The organism is Cryobacterium adonitolivorans, assembly GCF_004402695.1.
Taxonomy (GTDB): Bacteria; Actinomycetota; Actinomycetes; order Actinomycetales; family Microbacteriaceae; genus Cryobacterium; species Cryobacterium adonitolivorans.
Window position 1 is genome coordinate 65,548 of sequence record NZ_SOFL01000028.1, and the last position, 23,187, is coordinate 88,734.

Sequence of the window (23,187 nt, forward strand, 5' to 3'; positions counted from 1 at the left end):
CGCCGGCCGCATGGGATGCTTAGCGCATGAATGCGCGGCGGTGGTGGGACCTGATCGTGACCGGGTCCCTCATCGTTCTTGTGCTCATGGCGGCGGATAACTCTGGCTCCGGCCCGGTCGCACGCACGGGTGGGGTGCTCTCGCTCGCGACCATCGGCATCGGCTACCTCGTCTGGGGCCGGCGAATGCTCCGCTCGCCCGACGCGTCGGGGAGCGCCGGCGACTCGGGATTCGACCACGAGGCGTTCCCCGTGTCCGCCCGACTGTTCCAGATCACCCTGATCGTCGCCTGCGGTGCCGCCACGGCGTTCGACCCCAGCCTGGCCACCGCGCAGACGGTGGCCTTTCCGATCCTCTGGGCCCTGGCACGGTCGTTCTCCGGCGCCGTCGTCCTGAGCGCCCTGCTGTCCTTGTCGGCCGGGCTCGGCCTGTGGATCGGCATGTGGGGCACGGCCGACGCGGCCGTGCAGGCCACGGCCATTGAGGCGATCTCCTTCGTCTTCGCGCTGGCGATGGGCACCTGGATCACCCGAATCGCCGACGCCGGGGCCGCCCAGCGCAGGCTGGTGGAGAAGCTCACCGCGGCCCAGGAAGAACTCGCGGTGCTGCACCGCGACGCCGGCAGCTCGGCCGAGCGGGAACGACTGGCCCGCGAGATCCACGACACCATCGCGCAGAGCCTCACCAGCCTGGTCATGCTCACCCAACGCGGCCGCTCCGAGCTGGCCGCGCTGCCCGGCGACACCTCGGCCGTGGCCGACAGCCTGGACCTGATCGAGTCGACCGGGCGTGACGCCCTCACCGAGGCCCGCGCTCTCGTGGCGTCGATGTCGCCGGTGCGCGCCGCCGACGGCGACCTCGCTCACACCGTGACCAGGCTCGCGGAACGCTTCGAACGGGAGACCGGGATCCAGGTGACGCTCGACCTCACCAGCCTCGACCTCGGGGCTCATCCCCCGCTGAATCGCGCCCTCGAGGTGGTCCTGCTGCGCTGCGGCCAGGAGGCCCTCGCCAATGTGCGCAAGCACTCCCGTGCCGGCGCCGCCCGCCTCACCGTCGACCGCACGTACAACGAGGTCACCCTCACGGTCACCGACAACGGCCAGGGCCTGGGCGACTACAGCCCGGAGTCCGAGAACGGCTTCGGGCTGGCGGGAATGCGCGACAGGGTCAGCCTGGTGGGTGGCCGGCTCGAGGTGGCCAACGCTGCGAACGGCACCGGCACGGTACTGCGGGTGACCCTGCCGGTGCAGGTGCTGCCGCTGCCGGCACTGCCTGTGCCTGCGCAGGCCGTAAATGCCGGCGGCCACGGATGATCCGGGTGCTCGTCGCCGTCGACCATCCGATCGTGCGCGGCGGCATCGTGGGCCTGCTCGGCGCCGCCGACGACATCGAGGTGGTCGGTGAGGCCGCCGACGGCGCCGCGGCCGTGCGCCTGGCCGAACAGCTGCGCCCCGACCTGGTGCTGATGGACCTGCGGATGCCGCACCTGGACGGCGCCGCGGCGACGGCTCAGATTCTGGCGGAGAACCCGGCCACCCGGGTGCTGATCCTCACCACCTACGAGTCGGACGACCAGATCCTCGGCGCGATCGCCGCCGGCGCCAGCGGCTACCTGCTCAAGGCCGCGCCGCAGGCGGAGATCATCGAGGGGGTGCGCTCCGTGGCCGGCGGCCAGACCGTGCTCGCGCCCGTTATCGCCGCGAGGCTGGTGCAACGGGTGCGGACGGATGCCCTGCCGGCGCCCCGGCTGTCGGCCCGCGAACTCGAGGTGCTGCGCCTGGTGGCTGCCGGCGAGAGCAACCCGCAGATCGCCAGGTCGCTGTTCATCGGCGAGGCCACCGTGAACATGCTGCACGTCTTCGAGAAGCTCGGGGTGAGCGACCGCACCCGGGCGGTCACCCTGGCCATGGAACTGCGCCTGCTCTGACGCGTTCCCCGCACCCCCTGCACCTCTCGCGAGAGGGCACTTGAGGCCCAGTACGCGCTCCACAAGGGGCCCCAACTGCCCTCTCGGCACCCGACGCGTCGCGGCTAGAGCAGCGTGAAGCCGACGAAGACGGGTTCGGGTTGCAGGATCACGCCGAAGTCGGCCTGCACGCGCTGCTGCACGAAGCGGGCGAGCTGACCGATCTCGTCGGCGGTGGCGCCGCCGGTGTTGGTGATGGCCAGTGTGTGCTTGCTCGAGATCGCGGCGCCGGACCCGGGCAGCCGGAAGCCACGGCGGATGCCTGAGTTCTCGATCAGCCAGGCGGCGCTGAGCTTCACCGTGCGCAGGACCTCGGTGCCCGTCATCGGTCCAACACCGGCGTACTCGTCGAGCGGAATGACCCGGTCGGGCAGCTCGATCTCAGCCTGCTTCCAGCGCGGGGCGTCGTCGGGCAGGGAGCGCGCGAAGCTCTCGGTCACGATCGGGTTGGTGAAGAACGACCCGGCGCTGTACGTGTCGCGATCCGTCGCGTCAAGCACCATGCCCTTGCTGGCGCGCAGCCGGAGCACGCTCTGGCGCAGTTCGGCCAGCGGCACCCGGTCGCCCACCTGCACCCCGAGGGCGTTGGCCAGTTGCGGGTAGTTCACAGGCCGGCTGAGGGCGCTGCCGAGCACGGCGGCTTGCGGCGACATGTCGCGCAGGTCGAGTTCAACGGCGAGCACCACACCGCGGCGGCCCTGCTTGAGCACCGAGGTGCGGTAGCCGAGTCCGAGCTCTGCGGCGCTGAGCCGTTCCACCTCGCCGCTCTCGAAGTCGAGGAAATCGATGGCGGCCAGGCTGCTGGCCAGTTCCTGACCGTAAGCGCCGATGTTCTGCACAGGGGCCGCGCCGGTGGTCCCCGGAATGCCGGAGAGCGCCTCGATGCCGGCCCAACCGTTGGCCACGGTGAGGGCGACGAGCTCGTCCCACGGTTCACCGGCCTGCACGCGGATACGCACCGCGCGCCCGTCGACATCCGCGTCGGTGCCGGCCTCGCGCGCCGGAGCAAGCACCTCGACACCCCGGGTGCGCACGTGGATGACGGTGCCGTCGAAGCCGACGTCGGCGGCGACGGTGTTCGAGCCACCGCCGAGCAGCACCCATGGTTCGTCGGAGCCCCAGGCGTCGAGGGCGACCTGGATCAGGCCGGCCTCATCGGCCGGCGCGACGAGGCGCGTGGGCGCACCGCCGACACGCAGGGTCGTCAGCTCGGCCAGGGTCACGGGGTCGGTCATGGCCGCCTAGACCAGCGAGACGCGCGCCTGCGCCTTGCCGAGAACGGTGACGGAGTTGAAGGTCACGGTGAGGTCGATCCTGGCCACGCCGGCATCCGTGTCGAGAGCGCCCACCTTGGCGACCACGGTGACGACGGCGCCGAGGTCGGGGTCCACCGGCACCGGCCGGGTGAAGCGCACCTGGTAGTCGAGCACCCGAGAGGAGTCGCCGACCCAGTCCACGACGGGTTGGATGGCCAGGCCCATGGTGAGCATGCCGTGCGCCAGCACGCCGGGCAGTCCCACCGCGTGGGCGACGTCGTCGCGGTAGTGGATCGGGTTGAAGTCACCCGAGGCGCCCGCGTAGCGCACAAGGGAGTCCCGGGTGAGCGGGAAGCTGCTCTCGGCGACGATGTCGCCCAGGGTGAGGCCGTCGAGGCTGGGCGTGACAGGTGCGCTGCTGGTCATTCGTCTCCCCTGACGACGAGGGTGGAGGTGGCAGTGACCACGTGGGCACCGGTCGCGTCGACAACGGTCGATTCCGCGGTGACCATCGAGTGGCCGCCGAGGCTCTTCACGCTGGTGACTCGAAGTGTGGCGGTGAGTTCGTCACCGGCCACGATCGGGCGGGTGTGACTGAAGCGCTGGTCGCCGTGCACCACCCTGGTGAAGTCGATGCCGGCGTCGGGCTCGGCGAGCAGCTGGGCGAGGGTCGCCTCCTGCACCACCACGGCGAAAGTCGGCGGCGCGACGATGTCGCTGTGACCGGCGGCGCGGGCGGCATCGGGGTCGAAATTGATCGGGTTGGTCGCGAAGACTGCACGCGAGAACTCGCGCACCTTCTCCCGGCCGACGAGATACGGCGGCACGGCGGGAAAGACCCGACCCTGGATTGCTGGATTCACGGACACGTACCGAGTGTACTTGCGACACGCAAGCGTGTGCGGGCCGGCCGCCGCGGCCGGGCTGCGGTGGAGCGCAGAATTGTCCAGCCGGGCCGGTTAGGGCAGAGTGGGCCCAGTGGATTACGTACAGGTCGCACTGACCGCCCCCGAGGTTGCCCCCCTGCTCACCGGCCTGCGCCAGGAGTACGACGCCCGCTACGGGCACGGCGCCGGCGAGTCGGTTCTGGATGTCGACGCCGGCGAGTTCGAGTCGCCGACCGGCGCATTCGTGGTGCTTGTCGACGACGGCACCACGGTCGCGGGCGGCGGCATCCGTCGCATCGACGAGACCGTCGTGGAAATCAAACGCATGTGGACGAACCCCGACTACCGCCGCCAGGGTTACGCCATCCGGATGCTGCGCGAACTGGCCGGCCTCGCCCGCCAGCTCGGCTATCAGACGGTGCGGCTCGAAACCGGCCATGCACAGCCGGAGGCGTTGGCGCTGTACCGTCGGCTGGGCTTCGTCGAGATCGGCAGCTACGGCCCCTACGAGAACGCCACGGCCTTCGAGCTCGACCTCGACGCCGTCACGGCGAAGCCCCGCCACTGAGGCCGTAGCGGCCAACAGTGCCGGGGCGCCAGCCTGCGTGAGCAGGCTCATCCGGGTCAGACGGAGGGGATGACCAGTGCGCCCCAGGTCTCTTCCATGTAGGCCTGCGTCTCATCGGAGAGCAGCAGCTCCTTCAGCTTGACGATGCGGGGGTCGTTCTCGAGCTCGAGCTCGGGCGTGGTGGCCAGCACGTTGGCGTACGGGCTGTCCTTACCCTCGATCAGGATGGCCTGGTCGGCGGTGAGGCCGGCCGGCAGCGCAAACGAGATGGTGACAAACGCGACGTCGACGTCCTGCACGGCCTGCGGTCGATCGCAACGCCGTGCGCCAAATCACTGTGACGAAATGCGTCGCTCGGCCCCCGGACGCCACGCCGACCCCCTTCGCGGGATAACGTTGACTCGTTATGCATAACAAATTGACCCCACACCCCGATCTTCCGATCGACCTGCCCACCGCCGAACGCATCGCCAAGGCCGTCGAACACTACGGCGAGTCCACCGTCGTCGACCACTCCGTCGCCCTGATGCGCGGCAAGAACGCCGGCAAGGACTTCCTGCTCTACGTGGGCGGCCGGCACGCGCTCGGCATCCTCGAGGGAGCACCCGCGCTGTACTGGCCCGAGCTGTGGGGCGCCCGCGCCCTGCTGCACGTGTGGAACGACTCCGCGGCTCCGTACGTGGTCGTGGGCCTGAACAACGAGGCCTGGCGTATCCGCGAGATGTGCGCGAAGGTCGTGCTACTGCGTGGCCTGGATGTTGCGCCGAAGCTCGTGAAGGCCACCACCGACGAGGTGCCCCGCGTGCGGGTCGCCTCCCTCAACGCCCTCGCCGTGCAGGGTCGCGAACAGGACATCCCCACCATCGTGGTGCGCCTGCGCGACCCCGACAAAGACGTGCGCCGTGCGGCGCAGCAGGCACGCGACGCCATCATTACCCGGCTCGACCTTCCCAAGGAGTAACCCACGAACGCCATCCCCACTCCGCACCAGAGTACACAGCCGTATCGGCGGTATGTGGCGATCGGCGACAGCTTCACCGAGGGCGTCGGTGACGACCTGCCCGACGGCCAGGTGCGCGGCTGGGCCGACCTCGTCGCGATCGGGTTGGCTGCGGCCACCCCCGATCCGGTCTCGTATGCGAACCTCGCCATTCGCGGAAAGCTGCTCGGACCGATCGTGAACGACCAGCTGGAACCGGCCCTGGCGCTGAAACCGGATCTGCTCACCGTGTGCGGCGGCGGCAACGACATGATGCGCCCCCGGGTGGAGATCTCTTACGTCGTCGACCTGCTCGACCGGGTCGTCGACCGGGCCGTGGCCGACGGCATCCACGTTGTGGTGCTCAGCGGCGGAAATCCGTCCCGGCACCTGCCGTTGGGCTCCCTGATGCAGAAGCGCGGCGACAAGCTCGCCGAGGCTGCCAGGGACACCTTCGGCAAGCCCGGAGTCACCCTGGTGGACAACTGGATCGACACCGAGCTCATGAACAGCCGGTTCTGGTCGGCCGACAAGCTGCACCTGAACGCCTGCGGGCACACCAGGGTCGCAACGAACGTACTCAGCGCGCTGAACGTGCCGGTCCCCGCCGGATGGGCCATGGGCGCAGCCGGCGAAGCCCCGCCGCGGGAACGCATCCAGGACACCGCCGCGTACTACGCCGCGTACGTGCTGCCCTGGATCGGCCGCCGGCTCACCGGCCGGTCGTCCGGCGACGGCCGCCCGCCCAAGCGGCCCGCGCTGACCGTCGTCGAGACGCCGTAGACCGCAGACGGGCCACGTGGTTTCCCCCGCGGCCCGTCAGTGCTGTCGAGGACGAATCAGACTTTGCGGCCCGAGATCATCCGGACCAGGAAGACGATGACGGCAATCACTGCGAGGATCACACCGACCCAGAGAAGGAACTGGAGCGACTCGACGAGCCCGCCGGTGATGAGCAGGACCACCGCCACGACGGCGATAATGATAAGTAGAAGATTCATCTTTCAAACCTTTCCTAGAGCCGAGGGTTTCCTCGTGTTCGAGATGGTAGACCCAGCGGGGCCCTGATCGCGAGCTATTTCTGAGTTTTCGTCAGTGTGTCGTCACTTGGCCGGCGAGATAGCCGCCGAATCCGCCCGGCACCCGGCCGTCCAGCCGGCCGGACGTGAGCACCGGGATGAGCGCAGTGCGGCATTCGCGCGCACCGAGGGTGCGGAGCGCCGCCACCAAAAGCACGTCCTCGTCGGAATCGACGTCGCTGAACCCTTTGGCCTGCAGGTAGCGGTCGGCGCGCACGGCCAGGTTGGCGCCGTGCACATGCGGATGTCCGTCGACCAGGCTGTGCGACTCGTGCCAGCGGGCACGCTCCAGCACCGGCAGCTCCTCGTCGGGCAGCACCGTTCCGAGCACCAGTTCGGTGCCGGCCTCGGCCAGGGCCAGCTGCACCGCCAGCCACCGCCGGGGGACCGCGGAGTCGGCATCCGTCGTGGCCACCCAGGTGTGCGCAGCCGCGGCGTCGCACAACAGGTGGGCCACTCCCTCCCGGCGAGCGGAACCGACCGAACCTGCCGCGCATTCCAGCGCACGGAACTGCGGCCACAGCGCCACGACATCGGCCGACCCGTCGGTGCAGCGGTCCAGGACCACGACGACCGAGACGGCCGGGGCGGCTGCGCCGCGCTCTTCCTCCAGGGCCTGCACGGCGTCGGCGAGCGCGGCCAGGCACCGCGGCAGCCGGCTCTCCTCGTTGCGGGCCGGCACCACCACGATAAGACGGTCGATGCGAGTCGTCACGGCACCAGCCCCTCCCGCTGCGCCACGGAGGGGGCGGGGCACGGCTCATAGACTTCCAGCACGAAGTCGCGTTCAACGTGCTGCACCGTGCGGTCGAGTCCGGGCAACGCGGCGAGCGCCGCGTGCACCTCGTCGCCGCCGAGCGGGTATTCCCCCACCGGGTGCCGCCAATGGCAGGCCACCAGGGCGCCGTTCGGGCGCAGGCTCTGCCGGCAGCGTTCCAGGAGCACGGCCAGGTCCGCCGGCGAGCAGTAGTAGCCGATCTCCGACAGCACCACCAGGTCGAAGGTGCCGGCCGGCCATTCCGCCGGCAGGGCGCGCCGCTCCACCACTACGCCGGGCAGTCCAACGAGTCGGTCACGGGCCACGGCCAGCGCCTGCGCGTTGATGTCGGTGGCCAGGAGGGTGTCACAGCGGTCGGCGAGGTCGCGACTGAGCACGCCGATCGAGCAACCCAGTTCGAGGGCGGCGCCGTAGCGCGGCAGCGGCAGTGCCGCCAGGGTGACGGCGCGTTTGCGGGCCTCGTACCACCGGGTTTCGAATCCCCAGGGATCCGCCGACCCCGCATAGAACTCGTCGAAGAAGCCGGCCGTCAGGCTCGCCGGGGGCGCCCCCGTGCCGGTTGTTGCGGCGCCGGCCGGCTCGGCGCCGGCCGCAGCCCCGTCCAACGGGACGGCGCCGATGAAGACCTCATAGGGCCGTTCAAAATGGGCGGCGAAACCCGGTTGCACGATGGCCTCGTCACCGGGCCGTTCCGACAGCGGCTGCACCTGACTGGTGTGCGCCGCCATGGCAGTGTTCTTGCGTTCCCGCGCCGCCGCGTCGAGGTCGAGGCTCCACAGCTCGGTGCCACCGTCGCCTGTTGGCCAGACCGGGTCCTCGGGCGCCGACCAGTGCCACGCCCAGATCGGGTACTCCAACAGCCTGGCGCCGGTGCGGCCGGCGACGAAAGCCGCCACCTCGCCCGCGGCCGCGTGGTCGGGATGCCCGTCCAGCCGCCATGGGGCGACGACCCACGTCGCCCTGGCCGGCCAGGAACCTGCCTCCTCCGCCGCGACCTCCTGCGACACGGCCTCCTCCAGGCTGTTGCGGTGCTGGGACAGGTCACCGTCGGGCAGGTCGAGCAGGCGCACCGTCGCCGCCGGCGCCAGAGCACGCACGGCGTTCACCATCTCCACCCGGCGCACCGCGGCCAGATCGTCGGGCGTCAGGGTGGGCGAACGCGGATGCGACGCCTCACCGTTCGTGGCGAGGATCACCGTGATCGCCATGCCGAGCTGCCCAGCGACGGCGATCAGACCGCCGGCGCCGAGGGACTCGTCATCGGGGTGGGCGGCGACCACGATCAGCCGGGCGCAGTCCCCCAGCGCGAGCGGCCGGATCCGGTCCGACCAGCCGGCCTTGTCCCAGAGCCGTTCACTGGTGCCGCCAGCGTCGTGGGTGAAGCTCACCACGAGGCCGCCTCCCCCGCGAGCAGGCGGCTGCCGAGTGCCGCATCGTCCCGCTCCGCGTGGTGCTGGCGTACGTAGAGGGTGAGGTCGGCCACCCGGCGGGAGTGCCGGGCGTCCAGGGCGAGCGGGGCCGGTCCGAGCGCGTGCCCGGTCCTGCCGAGCACCTCGTCTACCGTGCGGGCGACGAGGCCGCGCACCCGGGCGGCGAGCAGCCCGCCGGACTCGCCGAAGGCCTCGCCGCGGTCGATCGCCGCGGCGGCGTCAGCCAGGGCCGCGCCCGCGCCGACGAGGGCCATGTCCACCGCGCCCAGGTGGGCCAGAAGGATCTGATCCGGTTCCCGCCGCTCCGCGGCGGCGCGCAGCTGCCGGGCCACGCCTACGGCGCCGCCCCACCAGCAGGCGGCCACCTGGATGCCGCCCCAGCTGAAACCGGGCCGGGTGAGGTACCAGCCGTCGTCGCCGATGGGCAGCGCCGGAACATCGGTGAACTCAACCGGGCAGCTGGGCACCTGGCTGAGTCCCGTCGCGAACCAGGCGTCCTCCTGAACCGTGACACCGGCGTCGGCCAGGTCCACGGCGAAGAGCCGCCGACGAGCCGGCTGTTCTCCCTCCGGCGTGGTGTGTGCCGTGACGAGAGCGTGGCTGAGCGAGCCGGCGAGCGAGCACCAGGGCTTCCGGCCGCTTACCTGCCAGCCTCCCGGGCTGCGGGTGGCGGCCACCCTCATGCCCGGACTCTCCGCCGCGAAGACGCCCCAGCTGTTCGGCTCCGAACCGCTCCACCCCGCGCCGGCGGCGACCGCCTCGGTCGTGCCGCCCGGCGCCTGCTGCAGGATGGCGAGGGCATCGGTGTGCGCCTCGAGCACCCGGGCGGCCGTGAGGTCGGCCGCGGCCACGGTGGCGAGGGCGTCGAACAGGGCACTCGTGTGCCCAGAGCCGGGCTGCGGCAGGGTTCCGGCCGACGCCACGGCGAACCGGATGGCCCGCTCCGCGTTGCCGTCCACGGCCCAGGCCGCCTCGGCGAGGTGGGCCAGCCGCTCGTGGTCCTCCGGCCGCCGCGATCCGCGACCCCTGCTGACTCCCCCGACCGTCACCACCGCGGGTACGGCTGCGGTGCCCGGCTGCGTCGTCATGTCTCCCCCTGATCCGGCACAGCGGCTGCCCGGAGTCTCCGATGCCGCGTGGCGGTACGTGTCAGAACATCCTGCCAAACATCGCACCGTTCGCCCGAAGAAATCGCGCCTGACTCCTTACGAAGAAGGAAAAACCGGGATATTATCCCCCCATACGGGGGTGTTCCCCGAAGTGTGACCCTGAGGCACCGTTGAGAGGGCCCGACCGAGGTCACACCCGAAGCACCACCGCATGGGGCGGGCCGTCATCGGGGTGGCCTGCCCCTTCCTCTGCCCGCAGCGTTGTGAGACGCGCGGTGGCGGCCGGATTCCCGGCTCTGCCGCGACGCGCGGCCAACCGCTCGACCTGGCTCTGCACCAGGCGCCCGTCTGCCACGGTCACCCGGTGCACGGCGCCGGTGATGGTGATCTCCGCCGCGGTCTGCTTGTCGGCACACGATGCGCCCACCCACAGGTCCACCTGGCCCGGCTCGACGATGCGCTCGTGGCGGAGGCCGGTGAACGCCAGCCTGGCCGTCGGAACCTCGAAGCGCACCACGGCCTCTTCGCCGGGCTCGAGCGTGACGCGGTGGTAGCCGAGCAGCTGCGCGACCGGGCGGGTGACGCTCGCGTGCACATCACGCGCGTAGAGCTGTACGAGATCGGTGCCGGCCCGCGCGCCGGTGTTGCGGATGCGTACACTCGCCGAGAAGGCACCGCCGGCCACGACCGTGGCGTCGGCCGCCAACCCGGTTCGGTCGAAGGTGGTGTAGCTCAGACCGTGCCCGAACGGCAGCACCGGGGTGCTGTCCACGCTGGTCACATCCGACGGGCCGCCCAGGATCGGGTGCAGGTAGGTGTACGGCTGCGCGCCGGCAGACCTGGGCAGCGACACGGGCAGGTGCCCGGTGGGCGAGACCGTGCCGGAGAGCACCGAGGCGATCGCGACTCCGCCCTCTTCACCGGGGAAGAACGCCTGCAGCACTGCCGCCGGCGCGTGCGGGCCGTCGATGGCCCACGCCACGGCATACGGGCGACCCGTCATCAGCACCATGACCACGGGGGTGCCGGATGCCACCACGGCCTCCACGAGTTGGCGTTGCAGCCCGGGGAGCTCGAGGCTCTCCACGTCGTTGCCTTCACCCACGGTGCCGCGCCCGAACAGGCCGGCCCGGTCGCCCACGACCACTACGGCCACGTCGGCGGCGCGAGCCATCTCCACGGCGGCGGCGATCGCGGAGTCGTCGGACCCCTCCACCGTACAGCCCGGGGCGAACACGATCTCCGCGGAGGGGAACTCCTGCTGGAAAGCCTCCAGCACCGTGGGCATGTCCAGATCCGCCGGTACGTCCGGATGGTGGGCGAGCACGTGGTTCACGAACGAGTAGCATCCCATCAGAGCCTCGGTCGAGTCGGCGTTCGGGCCCAGCACAGCGATGGTGCCGGGTCCTCGCTCGCCGGCGCCCAGGAGCGGAAGGACCCCGTCGTTGGTCAGCAGAATCAGCGATTCCTCGGCCAGGACACGCGCCACCCGCCGGTGCTCCGGGGAGTCGAGGTCGATCTCGGTGGGCGCCATGGTGAAGGTCTCGTCGAGCAGACCCAGGTCCTCCTTTTGGCAGAGCACCCGCAGCACGGCCCGATCGATGAGCGCCTCTTCGGTCAGCCCGGCCCGCACCCGCGCGGCCAGGGGCGCGAGGAAGGCGTCGCCGGTGGGCAACTCCACGTCGATCCCGGCGACCAGCGCGAGTTCCGCGGCCTCACCCCGGTCGGCGGCGACAGCGTGCATCAGCTGCAGGAACGCCACCGAGAAGTAGTCGGAAACGACGACACCGTCGAAGCCCCACCGGTCGCGGAGGATCTCGGTGAGGTATTCCGGCGTGGCGCCGACGGGCGCGCCGTCGATCTCAGCATATGAGTTCATCACCGAGCGCACCCCGCCGTCGAGCACCGCCATCTCGAATGGGGGCAGGAACACGTCGTTGATCTCCCGCATCCCGACGTGCACCGGGGCGTGGTTCCGGCCGGCCTGCGAGGCCGAATATCCCACGAAGTGCTTGAGGGTCGCGTGTACACCGGCCGCTTGGAGACCGGTGACATACGCGGTACCGATGGTGCCGACAACGTAGGGATCTTCGGCGATGCACTCGTCGACCCGGCCCCAGCGCGGATCGCGGATGACGTCCAGCACCGGGGCGAGACCCTGGTGGATGCCGAGCTGCTTCATCGAGCGCCCAGTCAGAAGCCCCATCTCCTCAACCAGGGCGGGATCGAATGCGGCCCCCCAGGCGAGCGGGGTCGGGAAGGTCGCGGCCTTCCACGCCGCGAGCCCGGTCAGGCACTCCTCATGCACGATGGCGGGGATGCCGAGCCGGGTGTGCTCGGTGAGGCGGCGCTGCTCAGCCCAGAGCCACTCCGCCCGCTCCACGGGATCGACCGGCCGGGTGCCGTACACCCGGGTGAGGTGGCCGAGCCCGTGCAGTGTGGCGTCCTCGTACTTCGTCGAGGTGGCCATTTCACCGGCGAGGGGGGCGACGACCTCGCCGCCCTGGTCCACCCAGTAGCCGACAAGCTGGGCGAGTTTCTCTTCGAGGGTCATCCGGGCAAGCAGCTCGCGCACGCGTTTAGATGCCGCAGGCAATTCTGGGAAGGTCACAACGGTCTCTTTCTCTTGCTACTACGTCGACGAATCAGGCTGCGATTACCGCGGGCAGCCGATCAACCCTTGACCGCGCCGGTCAGCCCGCCGACGATGCGGCGTTCGAACAGGGCGAAGAACACCAGCGCGGGAATCATGGAGAGCGAAGTGAAGGCCAACACCTTCGCAGTATCCACCGAATACTGCGACGCGAACGACTGCACGCCCAGGGGCAGGGTGAACACCGCGTCATTGTTCAGGATGAACAGCGGCAGCAGGTAGCTGTTCCAGCTGGCGATGAACGCCAGGATGCCCACCGTGATGACGCCGGGCATGGCCAGCGGCACGATCATCCGCCAGAAGAAGCCCAGCCGGCTGCAGCCGTCGATGAAGGCGGCCTCCTGGATCTCATCGGGGATGGCGCGCAGGAACGGCACCAGGATGATGATGGTCGTCGGCAACGCGAAGGCGATCTGCGGCAGGATGACGCCGCCGAGCGAGTTCATCAGGCCCAGGTTCTTCACCACCAGGTAGAGCGGGGTGATGGCCACGGTCATCGGAAACATCAGGCCAGCGGCGAACGTGGCATAAAGCAGGCCGCGGCCGCGGAAGGAGTACCTGGCCAGCACGTAACTCGCCATCAGGCCGAGCAGCACCACGCCGAGAGTGGTGGCGAGACCGGCGATCAGGGAGTTCCCCACGAGCCGCCAGAACGTGCCTCCCGTGAGCACATCGAGGTAGTTGCCGATGTTCCATACGCTCGGCCAGCCGGACGGGTCGGTGGTGATCTGGGCGTTGGTGCGGAACCCGCCGATGATGATGAACAACACCGGGGCCAGCATCAGGCCGATCACGATAACAGCGACGACGTAGGCGACGGGGGTTCCCCACCGCCGGTTCGCCTTGATCGGGGCCGACGGATTGGCCGGCGGCAGCGCCACAGCGGGCGTCGTGATGACGGTCATCAGCTCTTTCCCTTTCCAGTGATGGCGCCCTCGGTGTCCCGGCGCAGCACGAAGCGCTGGTAGATCAGCGCGACCACGAGCGAGATCAGGAAGAGCACGACGGCGACGGCGTTTCCGTAGCCGTAGTTGCCGGCGTTCCGGCCGTTCGCGACGAGGTAGGTCGCCATTGTCGAGGTTCCCGCGGTGGAGGCGATGTACTGACCCCAAATGATGTAGACGAGGTCGAAGAGCTGCAGGGCGCCGATGATCGACAGGAACGCCCAGATGCGCAGCGTGGGTGCCAGCAGCGGCAGTGTGATGTGCCGCTGGATCTGCCAAAAGGAGGCGCCGTCGATGGCCGCGGCCTCCGGGAGTTCCTCGGGGATGCCCTGCAGGCCAGCGAGGAAGAGGATGACGGCGAAGCCGACGTACTTCCAGGTGATGATCACCATGAGGGTCCAGATGGCGATGTCAGGGTGGGACAGCCAGTCCTGGGTGAAAGCGCCCAGTCCCAGGTTCTCCAGCATTCCGTTGACGGCGCCGTTGGTCTGCAGCATCAGGCTCCAGCCGGTGCCGACGACGACCTCAGAAATTACATAGGGCACGAAGATCAGCACCCGGATGAGGGACTGGCCGCGTAGTTTCCGGTTCAGGAGCAGCGCGAGGAGGATCGCCACCGGTCCCTGAAGAACGAGGGAGAGAACGACGATGATGCCGTTGTGGGTGAGGGCTTCCTGGAAGGTCGGGTCCTGGAGGATTGTGACGTAGTTGCGGAACCCGACGAAATCGGTGGGCGGGCCGTAGCCCTGCCAGCTGAAGAAGCCGTAGTAGGCCGCCATCACGACGGGGAAGATCACGAAGCCGAGGAAGACAATCAGCGCGGGGCCCACGAGGACCGCGATCTCGACCCTGGCTCCCCCCGAACTGCTGCGGCGGCGGCGCACAGTCGGGGCCACGGGCGTGGTGCCCGCGTCCCCGCCGTTCGCGAGATCCACCTCTAATCGCGTCGGAGTGTTCTCGCGAACTGACATGAGCCGGCCTAGGCCTTCTTGGCTGCGTCGTTGACAGCCTGGATCAGCTGCTCCGGGCTGCCCTTGCCGGCCAGCAGGTCGACCACGCCGACGTTCAGCGCGTTTCCGACGTTCTGGCCGTAGACGGTGTCGAGCCACTGCGAGACGTACGGGGCCGCGTTGTAGGCCTCGATGATCTTCTGCAGGTAGGGTTCGGTGACGGCTTCCTGGGCCACGGTGTTCACCGGCGGGGCGTTGAAGGCCGCGTAGTACTCCTTCTGCACATCTGAGCTGCCGATGTAGTTGAGGAAGTCAAGGCATTCCGCCGGGGCGTCGACCGAGCAGGAGTAGCCGTCCACGCCACCGAGGATCGAGCCGGGCTCACCTTCGCCACCGTCAACCTCGGGGAACGCGAACCAGGACAGGTCGGCGAGCGGCTTCGCGTCGGGGGTGAGGGAGGCGATCACGCCGGGGTTCCAGGCGCCCATGAGTTCCATGGCTGCCTGGTGGTTGGCGACCAGGCCGGCGGAGCTGCCGGCGCCCTGCTGGGCGGCGGTGGTCAGGAAGCCCTGGTTGTAGGGCTCGGTGGCGGCGAAGCTCTCGAGGTCCTCGCCGGCCTTGATCCAGCAGTCATCCGAGAAGTCCTTGGTGTCTGCGGCCTCGGTTAGGACATCGGGGCTGCATTCGCGCAGCGCGAAGAAGTAGAACCAGTGCGCGGCGGGCCAGGCGTCCTTGGCGCCGAGCGCGATCGGGGCCACCCCGCTGGTCTTGAGCTTCTCAACGGCAGTCTCGAGGTCAGTGATCGTCGCGGGCGCCTCGGTGATACCGGCGGCATCGAACAAGTCCTGGCTGTAGAAGATGCCGCCGGGGAGCACGGCCACCGGCATCGCGTAGACCTTGTCCTCGAGAGTGTTCGCGATGAAGGAGCCCTCGGGGATCTCCGACTTGACTTGGTCGGAGATGCCGCCGGTGAGGTCCATCAGCTGGCCGGCCGCGACCATGGCGGCCATCTTGCCGCCGCCGCGCTGCAGGAAGATGTCGGGTGCGTCGCCGGAGTTCAGCGCGGTCTGGAGCTTGCCGTCCAGGTCTTCGTTCTGGATCGCCTGCACGTCGATGGTGACGCCGGGGTTGTCGGCCTCGAAGTCGGCGACGGTCTTGTCCCAGAATTCCTGGCCGGGCCCGGTGGTGGAGTTCTGCCAGAGGCTCATCGTGACGTCACCCCCGGAGGACGCGTCGCCTGAGGAGCCGGCGCTACAGGCTGTTAGGCCCAGGGCGCTAAGGCCCAGGACCATTGTTCCTGCGAAGATCCTCTTCGCCGTGGTGGGGTTCACCTTCATTGGTTCAACCTTTTCTCTTCATTGAGGGACACCATCGGTCGTCGATGGTCTTGGTGTGAAGCCGCGCCCTGACGGGCTGCTGTTCGGTCCGGGCTTCGACAGGGCTGCCCTGCGCGTTCCGGATTGCCTCAGTGTCACAGCGGAAAAAAGAAGTGTCAAACGTTTTCGAAATCAGTTTCCATGTCACCCTATGCTGAACCTATGACCCCACGTGCCACGATCCATGATGTCGCCGCCGCGGCCGGCGTTTCGGTGGCGACGGTCTCCAAGGCCGTGAACGGCCGGTACGGTATTTCGGCTGCGACCACGGCCAGGGTGCTCGACGTGGTGCAGCAACTGGGCTACGAGTCGAGCCTCGTGGCCAGCAGCATGAGGTCGCGCCGCACCAGCGTCATCGGCATCCTGGTGGCCGATTTTGAGCCGTTCAGCGCGGAGATCCTCAAGGGCGTCGGCGTCGCCCTCGCGGATTCCCGCTACGACCTGCTCGCGTACAGCGGATCCCGGCAGCGGGAGACAAACGGGTGGGAGCGGCGCTCCCTGAGCCGGCTCAGCGGCACGCTGATCGACGGGGCGATCATGGTCACACCAACGGTCGATACGACCTCGGCCGACATCCCCGTCGTCGCCATCGACCCGCACACCGGGCGCGCCGACCTCCCGACGGTGGAATCGGACAGCTTCGGCGGCGCCCTGCAGGCCACGCGGTACCTGATCGAGCTCGGCCACCGCCGGATCGGCTTCCTGGCCGGCCGACCCGACCTGCGAAGCGCCACCCTGCGCGAGGCCGGCTACCGCCAGGCCCTCGCAGATGCGGGCATCCAGTTCAACCCCGCCCTCGTGAGGGTCGGCCTGTACAAGCGCGAAACGGCCAAGGCACCGGCCGCGTCGCTCCTGTCGATGACGGACCGCCCGACGGCGGTCTTCGCCGCGAACGACCTCTCGGCGATCGCGATCATCCAGGTCGCCGCAGAGCTCGGACTCGAGGTGCCCGGCGACCTCTCGGTGATCGGCTTCGACGATATTCCAGAGGCCTCCCAGATGAACCCTGCGCTCACCACCATCCGGCAGCCCATGAAGAAGCTCGGCGCCACCGCGGCCGGGATGCTCGTCTCCCTGCTGAACGGCGAGACACTGCCGCAGAACCACATTCGGCTGCCGACCGGGCTCGTGCGCCGGGCGACGACGGCTCCACCCCACATCTGATCTTTTCGACCTGGTGCGGCTACAAGGAGGTAGGCATGAAGGCACTGATAGTGCGGGGCGGCTGGGACGGCCACCGGCCGGTGGAGAGCACCGAGCTGTTCGTCCCGTTCCTCAGGGACCACGGGTACGAAGTTCGCATCGAGGAATCGCCGGCGGTCTACGCCGATGACAGGGTGATGGCGGGCACCGACCTCATCGTGCAGAGCGTCACGATGTCGGAGATCACCGCGGACCAGGTGGCGGGCCTCCGGGATGCCGTCGCCGCCGGCGCCGGCTTGACCGGCTGGCACGGCGGCATCGCGGATTCGTACCGGGCGTCCGCCGACTACCTGCAGCTCGTGGGCGGCCAGTTCGTGACGCACCCCGCCAAGGCACCAGAGCTGCGGGAGGGGGGCGAGGAGGATAACTATCTCGAGCACCTGGTCACCGTGACCGCTGAGGGCCGGACGCATCCGGTCACCGTGGGCCTCGCTGATTTCAGCCTCACGACGGAGCAGTACTGGGTTCTGCACGACGACCTATGCGACGTGCTCGCGACGACGACGCATCCGGCCCGGGCCTGGCAGCCGTGGCACCGGCCGCTGACATCGCCGGCGGTCTGGACGCGGCGCTGGGGCAACGGCCGGATCGTCGTGACGACGCCGGGGCACAGCCTCGATGTCCTCCAGGACCCATCCGTGCGCACCATCATCGAAAGAGGCATGCTGTGGGCGACCCGCACACAAACCGAGCAGGGCGCCTGATGCCCCAGCGCCTCGGAATCATCGGCCTCGGAGTCATCTCCGCCGTCTACCTCGAGACGCTGGCAGCCAGCGACGCCGTGGTCATCACGGCCGTGGCCGATCTTGATCCCGACCGGGCGCGGTCTGTCGCGTCGGGGCTGCCGGCCGCCCGCGCGTTGACGGTTGCCGAGCTGCTCGCCAGCGACGACGTTGACACCGTGCTCAACCTCACCACCCCGGCCGCCCACGCCGAGATCGCGCTCGGCGCCATCAATCAGGGCAAGCAGGTCTATGGCGAGAAGCCGCTCGCGGTGACCCTGGCCGAGGGCCGCGGCATCCTTGCGGCCGCGACCCGCGCGGGCGTGCGGGTCGGATCAGCGCCGGACACCGTGCTCGGCACTGGCATCCAGACGGCCCGCGCCGCGATCGACGACGGGCTGATCGGCCGCCCCGTGGCGGCGTCGGCCGTCATGGTCACCGCCGGGCACGAGCTCTGGCATCCGAACCCGGACTTCTACTACCGCGAGGGCGGCGGCCCGCTCTTCGACATGGGCCCGTACTACATCACGGCGCTGATCCACCTGCTGGGCCCCATCCGTTCGGTGACCGGCGCGTCCTGCCGACCCCAGGATCACCGGGTCATCCACACCGGGCCGCGGGCCGGCGAGAGCATCCCGGTCTTCGTCGACACTCACGTCACGGGGGTGCTGGAGCACGAGGACGGTGCGCTGTCGACCATCACTATGAGTTTCGATTCCGCGGCCACCCTGGCGTCGCCGCTCGAGGTGCACGGCACCGACGGCACCCTCGCCGTGGGCGACCCGAACACCTTCGACGGGCCCACCAGCCTCCGCCGCGCGACTGATGGCGGCTTCCAGGCGCTCGACCCGCTGGCCGGCTACGTCGACGGCGTGCGCGGCATCGGGCTTCTCGACCAGATCCGGGCGCCGCATCGCACCATGGCGCGCGCCAACGGTGAACTCGCCCTGCACGTGCTCGACGTCATGGAGTCCTTGCTGCGCGCCGCTTCAGAGGGCCGCCGCATCGACACGACCACTACCGCCGAGCGGCCTGCCCCCGTGCCGCTGACGCCCCGAGCCCAGTGGCTCGGAAGGACGCTGTGGCCAATTCCGTCCTAGAAATGTCACTTTTCCCGCCTTACGAGGTGCGTTCCACGGCATGGCGACGGGCAAAGAAGAGGCTCGAAGCTTCCTCTACTTTTCCGAAGAATCGATGCTCGAGCTGACCACCATGGACAACCCCATCGAGGACCTCGACGAGGCGGTGATACTCCCCGAACTCGCCGCCTAGACTAAAACCACTGACCTGCACGGTGTTGAGAACTCCACCGCTCAGCGGGACGTGACCCCGATAAAGGCACTTTCGCCGGCCGTCTTACGGGCGCCTGGCCACTGGGCGCGCTCTCTCACGATGTCGGACAAGGCTGGTCTTCTCTCTTTCTTGTCGCTGGTCAAGGCCGGTGATCTACGCTCTTGCGCTCGGTGGGGGTCTTCGTGAAGAAGTCCCACGCGTCTACCATCGGGTTCCGGATCGTCGCAGCCACGTTGCCCCATCCTTTGCGGGCGCCGGTCGATGCGAATCTGGTCTGCGGCGAATTGCAGAAGCTCAGCGCGGGCGTCCGCTTCGCGCTGCGACATCAGCACCATGTCTCACCGTCGCGACGAGTGATCTGGACGGTGTGATTCTCAGCCTCGGCAAACACGTCGGCCGAGTGCTTGCTCAGGTCTGATGAGCGCCGGGTTGTGGTGCGAAGTTCGAGGCATCCGGCGGCGGCGGCGCTGCGTGTCCGGCAACAAACCGCGTGGTGCAGGAGACGTAAGCCTTCGGCAAATCACGGCGGAAGCCTCGAGGTAATAGCTGCGGTGTCTCGGTGAACGCCGACCACGACCCGCAGGAAATGTTCATGCAACGTTTCTGACTATCACTCGCCGATTGCCCCTCGGATGCGGGTGGACACCCTAATCTGCAGGTAGACAGTTTCTGGGGGATTATGAAGCGTTACCAGAACCCTGATGCGTAGCATCGGGGGCCACTCTGGCCCTGCCCTGCACCCGCCATCGCGGGCGTACATTGAAGGGGAAACCACCATTACCAGACACTTTTCCGCCACCCGCACCTCGGCACTGACCCTGACACTACTGTTGATCACCTCATTGGTCAGTCTCGGCGGCGCCGGGCAGAGCGTGCTGGCCGCTTCCGATACGAGGGCCCCAACAACCGTCCCGACGATCGCTTCTGTCACACCCGCCAGCGGAGCCATGCGGGTTCCGACCAGCCTGAACGCGAGCAACAACATCGTCACCGGCACGTCGGTGTCGGCGACCTTCAGCCAGCCGCTCGCACCGGCGACGATCGCCTCGACCCCAGCCGGATCGGTGTCGACATTCACTCTTGCCGAAGAGACTGGGAACACCGTTTCCGGAACCGTCGCACTGACGGCCTCGAACACCGTCGCGACCTTCACCCCGACCGCTCCGGCGCTGCTGCCGAACACGCGCTACACCGCGACGATCACAGAAGCAGCATTGAGCGCTGCAGGCGGGTCACTAGCCGAGCCGGTCGTGTGGACATTTACCACAACGCCCGAGCCGTTTACCGGACAAGCTCCGGTGGAACTCGGTGTCGCCTCGACCTTCGCGATCCTGTCGAAGACAGGTGTAACGAATGTTCCCGCGTCGGTTGTCAACGGAAATGTCGGTTCCAGCCCGATCACCGGTGCCGCCATCCACCTCAGCTGCCCCGAGGTTGCGACCGGCATCATCTACACCGTCGACGCGGGCGGCCCCGCGTGCAAAACCACCGATGCGACCCTGCTCACCACTACGGTTGGCGACATGGAGCTCGCATACGCCGACGCCGCCGGACGAACCCTACCCAACGCGATCAACCTCGGCGCTGGTGAAATCGGCGGATTGACGCTAACCCCCGGACTCTACAAGTGGAACACTGACCTGCTCATCTCGACGGATGTGACGCTTACCGGGGGCCCGAACGACATCTGGATCTTCCAGGTCGCCGGCGGACTCGACCAGGCCTCCGCCAAAAACATCACCCTCGCGGGTGGCGCGCAGGCGAAGAATGTCTTCTGGCAGGTCGCCGAATCAGTGTCGGTCGGAACCACCGCCCACTTCGAGGGAACTATTCTCGGCAAGACCCTGATTGCTATGAAGACTGGTGCGTCGATCAACGGCCGCCTCCTCGCGCAGACCGCGGTCACCCTGCAAAGCAACGTTGTGACGCTGCCCGCGCAGTAGGCCTGTGGACAAAGGTGCGACGAGCAAAGCAATCGGAGCAGGCCGACCAGAGGGATAACCCGCTCGACTGGTCACCTGCTCCCGCACCTGTAGTCCAGAACGAGCCGGCGCACCTGAGATTCCTCAGGTGCGCCGTTTTGCGCTCAATCCGACCGGCGCCGTAGGCCGGGATGAAGATGGCGGCCTTGCTGTTGAGCGAATCGTGTGGCCAACCGTTCTCGTTGGCGACTTCACTGGCCGCCGCGAGGTTCGGTTGTCAACGGGCCGGCTCGGAACAATCGAAGGAGAGACGATGAACAAGATCGTTGCCAGCATTCTCGGCGCCGGGCTGACCGCTCTTGCCCTGGCTGGATGCACGGCATCATTCCCTTACGAGCGAGTAGCCAGCGTTATGGCGCCGGCGAGTTCTTGTCTCGGCGCACGACCATCCACAGTCCGTAGAGGACGACCAGGGCCAGGAGGACGAAGACCGAGCTGAGTCAACTGGAGAGACCCAGAAGGGGTAGATAGCACCGGCGTGGGGATCGTCGGCGGTCTCGCAGTCCGGCCAAAAAGCAAGGCCCTGTGATCGGTAGAATTCCTGATCAAAGGGCCTTTATGTGTAGCGGGAGCGGGAATTGAACCCGCGACACCACGATTATGAGCCGTGTGCTCTAACCAACTGAGCTACCCCGCCTTAGACCTTCAGAGCCTAGCTCTCAAGCCTGAGCCCCCTGTGGGAATCGGACCCACTACCTCTTCCTTACCAAGGAAGTGCTCTACCAATGAGCTAAGGGGGCAAAACCTCAAACATCTGAAGCTGAACCGTGCTTTTGGCAACCGGTAAACATTATCACCTCGCGAGACCCGTCGGTGACACAGGCCGGCCATCCGTGGCGATTGTGACGCCGGGCAGTGCCCAGGCCGTGAAGGATGCGCCGGTGGCGACCAGCCGGAGGCCGGCGCCGGACACCGAGCAGACGGCCGATCCGCCCACTATACGAGCGCGTCCTCGCCCACGTGCAACCAGCGCAGTCCACCCGCGTTGGCAGGGTCACCGAGGCCCACGGCCACCGGCGCCAGCTCGGCGTCGGCGTTGGTGCGGGGAGCCGTCGTGGTGCGGGAGCAGGTGGTGCGGCTGCATCCGGCGGTTACTTGACCGAACCGGCCGTCAGACCGCCGACGATGTACTTCTGCAGCCAGAGGAACAGCGCCATCACGGGCAGGGCCGCGAGCACGGCTCCGGCCGCGAAGACCGAGTAGTTACTCGAGAACTCCTGCGAGACGAACTGGTAGAGGCCCACCGCGAGGGTCTGCTTCTCCGGCGTGATGAGCACGATGCTGGCGATCACGAACTCGTTGGTGGTGCCCACGAACGACAACAGCCCGACCACCGCGAGGATGGGGGCGACCAGGCGCAGGATGATCGTGAAGAAGATGCGGGCATGGCCGGCGCCGTCAAGCTTCGCTGCTTCGTCGATGGACGCCGGGATCGTGTTGAAGAACCCGTACATCAGGTAGGTGTTCACGCCCAGGGCGCCGCCGAGGTACACCATGATCAGGCCGATCTGGGTGTCCAGGCCGATGGCCGGGAAGATGTCGGAGATGCCGTTGAGCAGCAGGAAGATCGCCACCACGGCGAGCAGCTGCGGGAACATCTGCACGAGCACGAGCATCAGCAGGCCCGCCCGGCGGCCGGTGAAGCGCATCCGGGAGAACGAATACGCGGCCAGGGCGCCGAGGAACACGGTGCCGGCGGAGGTGATCCCGCCGATCAGCAGGGTGTTGCCGTACCAGGCCGCGTAGGGCTGCTGCGGCAGGTTGAATAGGGTGATATAGCTGCCCAGGTCCACCTCGCTGAACAGGCCGTTGGCGGTGATCAGGGTGCCGCCGGGGTGCAGCGACGCCGAGAGCACGTAAAGCAGCGGGAAGGCGGAGAAGACCACCATGACGGCGCCGACCAGGTGCCGCCAGCCGGTGGCGCGGAACCAGCGGCCGAAGTTGAAGGGCTGCCTGACGGGGATGTACTCGGACGTGTCCGGGGCTGCGATGGTCGGGGCGATGGTCAT

At 68.4% G+C, this 23,187-nt stretch carries 25 protein-coding genes, 2 tRNA genes and 1 pseudogene; 12 read left to right on the forward strand and 16 right to left on the reverse strand.

Features of this window, described 5'->3' with window-relative positions:
• The first annotated feature begins 26 nt into the window (after window positions 1-26).
• Both E3O42_RS08435 and E3O42_RS08440 read left to right on the forward strand, forming a co-directional pair.
• Window positions 27-1,316, forward strand: coding sequence for a sensor histidine kinase (locus E3O42_RS08435; protein WP_134453512.1), 1,290 nt, complete (start codon window positions 27-29; stop codon window positions 1,314-1,316).
• Window positions 1,313-1,930, forward strand: a complete 618-nt coding sequence (locus tag E3O42_RS08440) for a response regulator (protein WP_134453513.1) — start codon at window positions 1,313-1,315, stop codon at window positions 1,928-1,930. The genes E3O42_RS08435 and E3O42_RS08440 overlap by 4 nt, the downstream gene beginning before the upstream one ends.
• A 104-nt stretch (window positions 1,931-2,034) precedes the next feature.
• On the opposite strand, the gene E3O42_RS08445 is transcribed toward E3O42_RS08440, so the two are convergent.
• The 3 genes from E3O42_RS08445 to E3O42_RS08455 are packed head-to-tail and all read right to left on the reverse strand — an operon-like array spanning window position 2,035 to window position 4,094.
• The gene (locus E3O42_RS08445) at window positions 2,035-3,204 is read right to left on the reverse strand and encodes a UDP-N-acetylmuramate dehydrogenase (protein ID WP_134453514.1); all 1,170 of its coding nucleotides are present in this window, start codon (window positions 3,202-3,204) and stop codon (window positions 2,035-2,037) included.
• Window positions 3,205-3,210: 6 nt separating this feature from the next.
• A complete protein-coding gene (locus tag E3O42_RS08450; protein WP_134453515.1) occupies window positions 3,211-3,651 on the reverse strand; it encodes a MaoC family dehydratase in 441 nt (146 codons plus the stop codon).
• On the reverse strand, window positions 3,648-4,094 hold the full coding sequence (locus tag E3O42_RS08455) for an FAS1-like dehydratase domain-containing protein (protein WP_134453516.1): 447 nt from the start codon (window positions 4,092-4,094) through the stop codon (window positions 3,648-3,650). The genes E3O42_RS08450 and E3O42_RS08455 overlap by 4 nt, the downstream gene beginning before the upstream one ends.
• Before the next feature lie 109 nt (window positions 4,095-4,203).
• Between E3O42_RS08455 and E3O42_RS08460 the strand changes: the two genes are divergently transcribed.
• Window positions 4,204-4,680, forward strand: coding sequence for a GNAT family N-acetyltransferase (locus E3O42_RS08460; protein ID WP_166787932.1), 477 nt, complete (start codon window positions 4,204-4,206; stop codon window positions 4,678-4,680).
• 56 nt (window positions 4,681-4,736) lie between these two features.
• Here the strand turns inward: E3O42_RS08460 and E3O42_RS08465 are convergent, their stop codons facing one another.
• Entirely contained in the window at window positions 4,737-4,979 is a 243-nt protein-coding gene (locus tag E3O42_RS08465; RefSeq protein ID WP_134453518.1) for a MetQ/NlpA family ABC transporter substrate-binding protein, read from the reverse strand.
• A gap of 107 nt (window positions 4,980-5,086) precedes the next feature.
• Here E3O42_RS08465 and E3O42_RS08470 point away from each other — a divergent pair, with 107 nt between their 5' ends.
• Together E3O42_RS08470 and E3O42_RS08475 are read left to right on the forward strand one after the other, a co-directional pair.
• The gene (locus tag E3O42_RS08470; protein ID WP_134453519.1) at window positions 5,087-5,641 is read left to right on the forward strand and encodes a HEAT repeat domain-containing protein; all 555 of its coding nucleotides are present in this window, start codon (window positions 5,087-5,089) and stop codon (window positions 5,639-5,641) included.
• Window positions 5,642-5,695: 54 nt separating this feature from the next.
• A complete protein-coding gene (locus E3O42_RS08475; protein ID WP_241984725.1) occupies window positions 5,696-6,442 on the forward strand; it encodes an SGNH/GDSL hydrolase family protein in 747 nt (248 codons plus the stop codon).
• Window positions 6,443-6,498: 56 nt separating this feature from the next.
• Here E3O42_RS08475 and E3O42_RS17970 read toward each other — a convergent pair whose 3' ends face one another.
• The 8 genes from E3O42_RS17970 to E3O42_RS08510 form a co-directional block, all read right to left on the reverse strand.
• Window positions 6,499-6,660 (reverse strand): hypothetical protein, encoded by a 162-nt coding sequence (locus tag E3O42_RS17970; RefSeq protein WP_166787933.1) that lies wholly within the window; start codon window positions 6,658-6,660, stop codon window positions 6,499-6,501.
• A 91-nt stretch (window positions 6,661-6,751) separates the two neighbouring features.
• Entirely contained in the window at window positions 6,752-7,453 is a 702-nt protein-coding gene (locus E3O42_RS08480) for a glycosyltransferase (protein ID WP_166787934.1), read from the reverse strand.
• A complete protein-coding gene (locus tag E3O42_RS08485; protein ID WP_241984726.1) occupies window positions 7,450-8,904 on the reverse strand; it encodes a bifunctional PIG-L family deacetylase/class I SAM-dependent methyltransferase in 1,455 nt (484 codons plus the stop codon). Before E3O42_RS08485 ends, E3O42_RS08480 begins: the two co-directional genes overlap by 4 nt.
• Entirely contained in the window at window positions 8,901-10,034 is a 1,134-nt protein-coding gene (locus E3O42_RS08490) for an acyl-CoA dehydrogenase family protein (protein WP_134453523.1), read from the reverse strand. The genes E3O42_RS08485 and E3O42_RS08490 overlap by 4 nt, the downstream gene beginning before the upstream one ends.
• A 211-nt stretch (window positions 10,035-10,245) precedes the next feature.
• Window positions 10,246-12,666: a beta-xylosidase/alpha-l-arabinosidase gene (locus tag E3O42_RS08495; RefSeq protein ID WP_478213363.1), complete on the reverse strand. Its 2,421-nt coding sequence runs from the start codon at window positions 12,664-12,666 to the stop codon at window positions 10,246-10,248.
• Window positions 12,667-12,728: 62 nt separating this feature from the next.
• Entirely contained in the window at window positions 12,729-13,613 is an 885-nt protein-coding gene (locus tag E3O42_RS08500; protein WP_134453524.1) for a carbohydrate ABC transporter permease, read from the reverse strand.
• Complete coding sequence (locus E3O42_RS08505) at window positions 13,613-14,623, reverse strand: carbohydrate ABC transporter permease (RefSeq protein ID WP_134453525.1); 1,011 nt, start codon at window positions 14,621-14,623, stop codon at window positions 13,613-13,615. The genes E3O42_RS08500 and E3O42_RS08505 overlap by 1 nt, the downstream gene beginning before the upstream one ends.
• Window positions 14,624-14,631: 8 nt before the next feature.
• Window positions 14,632-15,939, reverse strand: coding sequence for an ABC transporter substrate-binding protein (locus E3O42_RS08510; RefSeq protein ID WP_420897874.1), 1,308 nt, complete (start codon window positions 15,937-15,939; stop codon window positions 14,632-14,634).
• A gap of 201 nt (window positions 15,940-16,140) precedes the next feature.
• Between E3O42_RS08510 and E3O42_RS08515 the strand changes: the two genes are divergently transcribed.
• The 7 genes and pseudogenes from E3O42_RS08515 (at window position 16,141) to E3O42_RS18490 (ending at window position 21,139) form a co-directional block, all read left to right on the forward strand.
• On the forward strand, window positions 16,141-17,142 hold the full coding sequence (locus tag E3O42_RS08515) for a LacI family DNA-binding transcriptional regulator (protein ID WP_134453526.1): 1,002 nt from the start codon (window positions 16,141-16,143) through the stop codon (window positions 17,140-17,142).
• A 35-nt stretch (window positions 17,143-17,177) separates the two neighbouring features.
• A complete protein-coding gene (locus E3O42_RS08520; protein ID WP_134453527.1) occupies window positions 17,178-17,885 on the forward strand; it encodes a ThuA domain-containing protein in 708 nt (235 codons plus the stop codon).
• Window positions 17,885-19,003 carry a Gfo/Idh/MocA family protein gene (locus E3O42_RS08525; RefSeq protein WP_134453528.1) on the forward strand — a complete coding sequence of 373 codons (1,119 nt, stop codon included), beginning with the start codon at window positions 17,885-17,887 and terminating at the stop codon, window positions 19,001-19,003. The genes E3O42_RS08520 and E3O42_RS08525 overlap by 1 nt, the downstream gene beginning before the upstream one ends.
• 40 nt (window positions 19,004-19,043) lie before the next feature.
• Window positions 19,044-19,175, forward strand: coding sequence for a hypothetical protein (locus E3O42_RS18725; protein ID WP_255455024.1), 132 nt, complete (start codon window positions 19,044-19,046; stop codon window positions 19,173-19,175).
• 203 nt (window positions 19,176-19,378) lie between these two features.
• Window positions 19,379-19,567, forward strand: a complete 189-nt coding sequence (locus E3O42_RS18175; protein WP_174844236.1) for a hypothetical protein — start codon at window positions 19,379-19,381, stop codon at window positions 19,565-19,567.
• A 576-nt stretch (window positions 19,568-20,143) separates the two neighbouring features.
• A pseudogene (locus E3O42_RS18950) lies at window positions 20,144-20,404 on the forward strand (Ig-like domain-containing domain); the annotation flags it as partial.
• Between the two features lie 90 nt (window positions 20,405-20,494).
• Window positions 20,495-21,139: an ice-binding family protein gene (locus tag E3O42_RS18490; RefSeq protein WP_241984727.1), complete on the forward strand. Its 645-nt coding sequence runs from the start codon at window positions 20,495-20,497 to the stop codon at window positions 21,137-21,139.
• Between the two features lie 602 nt (window positions 21,140-21,741).
• Here the strand turns inward: E3O42_RS18490 and E3O42_RS08540 are convergent.
• The 4 genes from E3O42_RS08540 to E3O42_RS08550 all read right to left on the reverse strand — a co-directional run bounded on the left by E3O42_RS08540 (window position 21,742) and on the right by E3O42_RS08550 (window position 23,187).
• A tRNA-Met gene (locus tag E3O42_RS08540) sits at window positions 21,742-21,815 on the reverse strand.
• 31 nt (window positions 21,816-21,846) lie between these two features.
• Window positions 21,847-21,918: transfer RNA gene (locus E3O42_RS08545), tRNA-Thr, on the reverse strand.
• A gap of 53 nt (window positions 21,919-21,971) precedes the next feature.
• The gene (locus tag E3O42_RS18330) at window positions 21,972-22,115 is read right to left on the reverse strand and encodes a hypothetical protein (protein ID WP_206751225.1); all 144 of its coding nucleotides are present in this window, start codon (window positions 22,113-22,115) and stop codon (window positions 21,972-21,974) included.
• A 154-nt stretch (window positions 22,116-22,269) separates the two neighbouring features.
• Entirely contained in the window at window positions 22,270-23,187 is a 918-nt protein-coding gene (locus E3O42_RS08550) for a sugar ABC transporter permease (protein ID WP_134453530.1), read from the reverse strand.